Here is a 4791-nt window from a genome sequence, read left to right on the forward strand (position 1 = left end):
TGGGAGAATTGCTAAAAAGTTTAGGAGTATTGGGATTTTTCCTATTAATGGGATTTGCTTTAAGAGCAAAATTAAAATTTTTGCAAAAAACGTTTATGCCGGCTAGTGTAATAGGAGGATTTATACTATTGATTTTAGGCCCGATAGGATTAAAAGTATTACCTATACCTGAAGATTGGATAACTACTTGGTCTTTATTGCCTGGGATTTTAATAGTACCTGTTGTAACAGCAACTCCTTTAGGATTAAAATTGGGGGTAAAATCAAAAAAAGAATTATTTAACATACTACCTCTTCTTTTAATAATGTTAGGAGTTTATTATTTACAACACATAGTAGGCTTTGTTGTAAATTTAATATTTAATAGTGGAGGAAATATGTATCCTACATTTGGATGGGAATTGCCGATAGGTTACTCAGGAGGGCATGGAACAGCTGGCATTTTAGGTAATATGTTACAAGAGATGAATTTGCCATATTGGGAAACTGCGCAAGGAGTGGCAATAACAACTGCTACATTTGGAATTGTTGGTGGTATATTAATAGGTATGGTGGTAATAAACTGGGGTGCTAGAAAAGGTTATACAGAAATTTTAGAAAAACCATCTGACATACCTGAAAATATGGCTCTTGGATATGAAAAAAACGTAGACTTACAACAATCATTGGGTCGTGAAACAACAAAGCCTTCATCAGTTGATACAATTTCATTTCATGCAGCAATTATATTTTTAGGTTGTTTTTTTGCATATATGTTACTTGGATTGGCTAAGAAATATGAAGTTCCTGCTTTTAAGTCAATTTCAGTTTGGGCATATGGAATTATAGTGATGTTTGTAATTTGGGGTATTATAAATAAACTTAATTTAGGGTTTTTAATAGACTCTAATGCTAAAGGAAAAATTACAGGGCCTTTTACAGAGTTTGCAGTAATTGCAGCTATAGCTTCTTTACCTGTTAAGGCTGTTTTAGACTATATAGTTCCTATATTAATTCTATGTATATTGGGATATATTTTTACAACTTTCTATTTGTTGATTATGTGTAAGAAGTATTTATCTGAATATTGGTTAGAACATATGGTGGCAACTTTTGGAATGAGTACAGGCGTATTTTTAACAGGTTTATTATTGTTAAGAGTTTGTGATCCGGAATATAAAAGTCCTGTAATAGGAAATTATTCAATATCTTTTTCAATAATGTCAGCTGTGACATTTGCGATAATGCCATTAATTTTGAATATAATTTTGACTAAAGGGACCATGTATGCATTAATATTAACATCCGGAATAACTATTATATCAACAATTGGAGCTATAATAGTTAGGAAATTAATAAAATAAATTTATAGTTTTTAGAAGGAAGGATTAAAATGACTTATAGTGAAGAATTGGAAAAGCTGTCTAAAGAAATTTGGGAATTGGCAGAATTAAAGTTTAACGAAGTTGAATCTGCTAAGTTGCAAATGGAGTTTATGAGGAATAATGGATTTGAAGTTGTAGATAATTTAGCGTATATGCCCACAGCTTTTTCGGCAACTTATGGAAAAACAGGTCCTAAAATTGCATTCTTAGGCGAATTTGATGCACTATCCGGATTAAGCCAAAAAGCTGATAGTTTGAAAAAAGAAGAATTAACGTGTGGCGGTTCAGGACATGGATGCGGACATCATTTATTAGGTGTAGGTGCAATGGAAGCTGCACTCAAACTAAAGGATTATATTATCGAGAATGAAATAGATGCTACTGTCATATATTATGGTTGTCCTGGAGAAGAAGGCGGCTCAGGTAAAGCTTTTATGGCTAAATATGGTGTATTTGATGATGTTGATGTGGCATTTTCTTGGCATCCATTTAATCACAATCATGTAATAACAGGCTCTATGCTGTCTAATATTCAAAGCTATGTTAGATTTAAGGGAGTTAGTGCACATGCTGCTTCAAGTCCACATCTTGGACGTTCGGCATTAGATGCTTTGGAATTAACAAACATAGGTATTCAATTTTTAAGAGAGCATATGGAAGATACTGATAGGATTCATTATTCCATATTAAATGGAGGAAGTAAATCTCCAAATGTTGTTCAAGCTGAAGCGGAAGGATTATATTTAGTAAGATCTAAAAATAATAAATCTGTTATAGAATTATATAAAAGATTTGAAGATATTGTAAAAGGTGCAGCGCTTATGTCAGGCGTTGATTATGAAATAGAATTTGATAAAGCTTGTTCTAATATGATATCAAATAAAGTTTTAGAAAAATTATTATATGAAGCCTTTTTAGAAGTGGGACCGGTAAAATATACTGAAGAAGAGAAGGAGTATGCTTTTAAATTTAAAGAAACTTACCCGGAAATAAATTTTGCTAACCAAATTGTTTTACCTATGGTTTTAGATCCAAATGAAGAAATGGAATATATGAAGGACCATTCTCTTCATGAAAAAATTTCTAAGTATTTAAGTACAGATAAAATAATGATGGGTTCTTCTGATGTTGGAGATGTTTCAAATGTTGTACCCACAGCTCAGATAGCAGTTGCTTGTTTTGCATTTGGCACAATAGGACATTCTTGGGAAGAGGTTGCTCAAGGAAAGTCTTCAATAGCGATGAAAGGAATGCATAAGGCAGGAGAAGTATTATATACGGCAGCTAAAAAGTTATTAAAAGATCCGGATTTAATTTTAAAAGCTAAAGAAGAATTAGAAAAAAGTCGAGGTGCAGAATTTATTAGTCCTATACCGGACAATAAAAAACCTAATATAAAAGACTAAGTTTAAAGAAGCTAAATAGTTTGTTAGATTATAAATCAAATAAGCTATTTAGCTTTTTAGTTGCATTAAAAAAATTATTAAAATAAATTAATTTATATCATGAAAAATCATATGGTACAATATTAATTAGATAGCGTAATGCTTAAGTATATTGAGTGGGAGGTTAATATGGATATTTATAAAGTTTTGAATGGGAAGTTATTGTACTTACTTGTAGGGATAGGTTTAATTTGTATATTTTTAATGTGTTTATTCTTTTTTAGAAGAGCATATAAGAGGGCGCTTGAGTTAAATGTTTCAAAAGAGAAATTAAATTCGGTAATAAAGAGTTCTGTAGTATTTTCAATTGTGCCATCAATCTCAATAATAATAGGATTAATAACTTTAAAACCTCTACTGGGAGCTCCTTGGCCTTGGTTTAGATTATCAGTAGTAGGGTCTTTGCCATATGAACTCACAGCTGCGGATTTATCTGTAAAGGGGGCTGGATATGCAGACTTTACAGATTTCCAAGCGGCGGGAGATTTAAAAGCTGTTGGAGTAATAATGTTTGTGATGAGTATAGCTATTATGGCTGGTATGGTTTTTAATGTGTTCTTTTTGAAAAAATTACACACTAGTGTATCAACTTCGGGGAAAAAAGAAACTCCTTTTAGAGATTTAGCTCTATCAGTATTGATAACAGGTATGATGAGTGTATTTGTTGTAGTACAAATGACTAAATCAAAGATACATGCAATAACTTTAATTGTGAGTGCAGTAACTACATTTATACTTACAATTTTAGCTAAAAAATTAAATATGAAGTGGCTTAATGATTATGTAATGTCATTTGCCTTAATAATAGGAATGTTTATTGCTGTTGTATTGACTAAAGTAATAGGATAGGAGGATTTATATGAAACATAGTGAATATATGGAAAAAACTTATTTATATGGAAAGATAGCAACGATAATTGCTCTTGGAATAATGCTCATTATTCCTACAATTATGTGTACATTTTATAATATGTGGCCTGATGGAAGCGCAATAGTTGCTGTAGCAGGACCTTTACTTGCATTATATGTTCCAACAGCGTTGGCAGAACAGCTTTCAATGATACCTATGGGAGGGAATACGTGTTATATAAATTCTATAATGGGAAATGTAACTAATATTAAGTTTCCTTGTTATTTATCAGCTATAAATTCAGTTGATGCAACTCCGGGGTCTGAAATGGCAGACGTAATAGGTATGATAGCAGTATGTATTTCAGGTATGGTGACTATGATAGTAGTGTTTATAGGACTTATACTGTTAGTTCCGTTAGAGCCAATTCTAACTAGTGAAGTAGTAACTACAGCGACATCATATATAATGCCAGCTCTTTATGGAAGTATGGGGATTTCAGCATTTATAAATACAAGTGCGGGTTCTTATAACGTTCCAAAGAAACCTCTAGTTGCAGTATTAGATTTGGTATTAGTGTTTGCATTTAACTTTTTAGTGATGAATTTAGCTGGGAAAGAAGGTTATGCGATGTTGGTAATGCTTGGAGTTTCCATTCTTATAGCGTATATTTTATATAAATCTAATGTAATAAAACTGTTAAAAAAAGAGAAAGTATAATTTATGTAAGGAGAATATTTGTGAAAGAAATATTAAAACAAGCATATGATTATGGCAAAGAATTTGTTGATGATGGAAATTTGGTAAACTATATTCCTGCTTTAGCAAATGTAGATAAGAGTAAAGTTGGAATAGCAGTTTATGACAATAAAGGTAATCTATATGAAGTAGGAGATACGGACATACAATTTAGCATCATGAGTATAGCTAAAATTTCTTTATATGCAGTCTTGTTAGAAAATTATGAACTTGATTATATAAGGGAGTATATTGGAGTAAAGGGTTCTTCAAAAGCATATAACAGTATTGTAGATTTAGAAGAATCAGAAGGAAAATTACCTATTAATCCTTTTATAAATGCTGGAGCTCTGATGACTTCATACTTTATATTAAAAAAATTTAATGGAAACAA

General features: G+C 31.4%; 5 protein-coding genes. All 5 read left to right on the top strand.

Features of this window, described 5'->3' with window-relative positions; translation table 11 throughout:
• A partial coding sequence (locus tag HMPREF9129_RS03685; protein ID WP_004820483.1) for a sodium/glutamate symporter occupies positions 1 to 1343 on the top strand: 1343 nt, incomplete at its 5' end.
• 29 nt (positions 1344 to 1372) lie between these two features.
• Positions 1373 to 2770, top strand: coding sequence for an amidohydrolase (locus HMPREF9129_RS03690; RefSeq protein WP_004820485.1), 1398 nt, complete (start codon positions 1373 to 1375; stop codon positions 2768 to 2770).
• Between the two features lie 168 nt (positions 2771 to 2938).
• Positions 2939 to 3658, top strand: a complete 720-nt coding sequence (locus tag HMPREF9129_RS03695; RefSeq protein ID WP_040552278.1) for a DUF5058 family protein — start codon at positions 2939 to 2941, stop codon at positions 3656 to 3658.
• A 10-nt stretch (positions 3659 to 3668) separates the two neighbouring features.
• Positions 3669 to 4379 (top strand): hypothetical protein, encoded by a 711-nt coding sequence (locus HMPREF9129_RS03700; protein ID WP_004820489.1) that lies wholly within the window; start codon positions 3669 to 3671, stop codon positions 4377 to 4379.
• 20 nt (positions 4380 to 4399) lie between these two features.
• The coding region (locus HMPREF9129_RS03705; protein WP_004820491.1) for a glutaminase at positions 4400 to 4791 on the top strand (392 nt) is incomplete at its 3' end.

This window comes from Peptoniphilus indolicus ATCC 29427 (assembly GCF_000227315.1).
In the GTDB taxonomy this organism is placed as follows: domain Bacteria; phylum Bacillota; class Clostridia; order Tissierellales; family Peptoniphilaceae; genus Peptoniphilus; species Peptoniphilus indolicus.

Excerpts from the sequence above, each read along its gene's own strand:
- HMPREF9129_RS03690 (WP_004820485.1), top strand. The coding sequence starts at position 1,373 with ATGACTTATAGTGAAGAATTGGAAAAGCTGTCTAAAGAAATTTGGGAA.
- HMPREF9129_RS03695 (WP_040552278.1), top strand. The coding sequence starts at position 2,939 with ATGGATATTTATAAAGTTTTGAATGGGAAGTTATTGTACTTACTTGTA.
- HMPREF9129_RS03700 (WP_004820489.1), top strand. The coding sequence starts at position 3,669 with ATGAAACATAGTGAATATATGGAAAAAACTTATTTATATGGAAAGATA.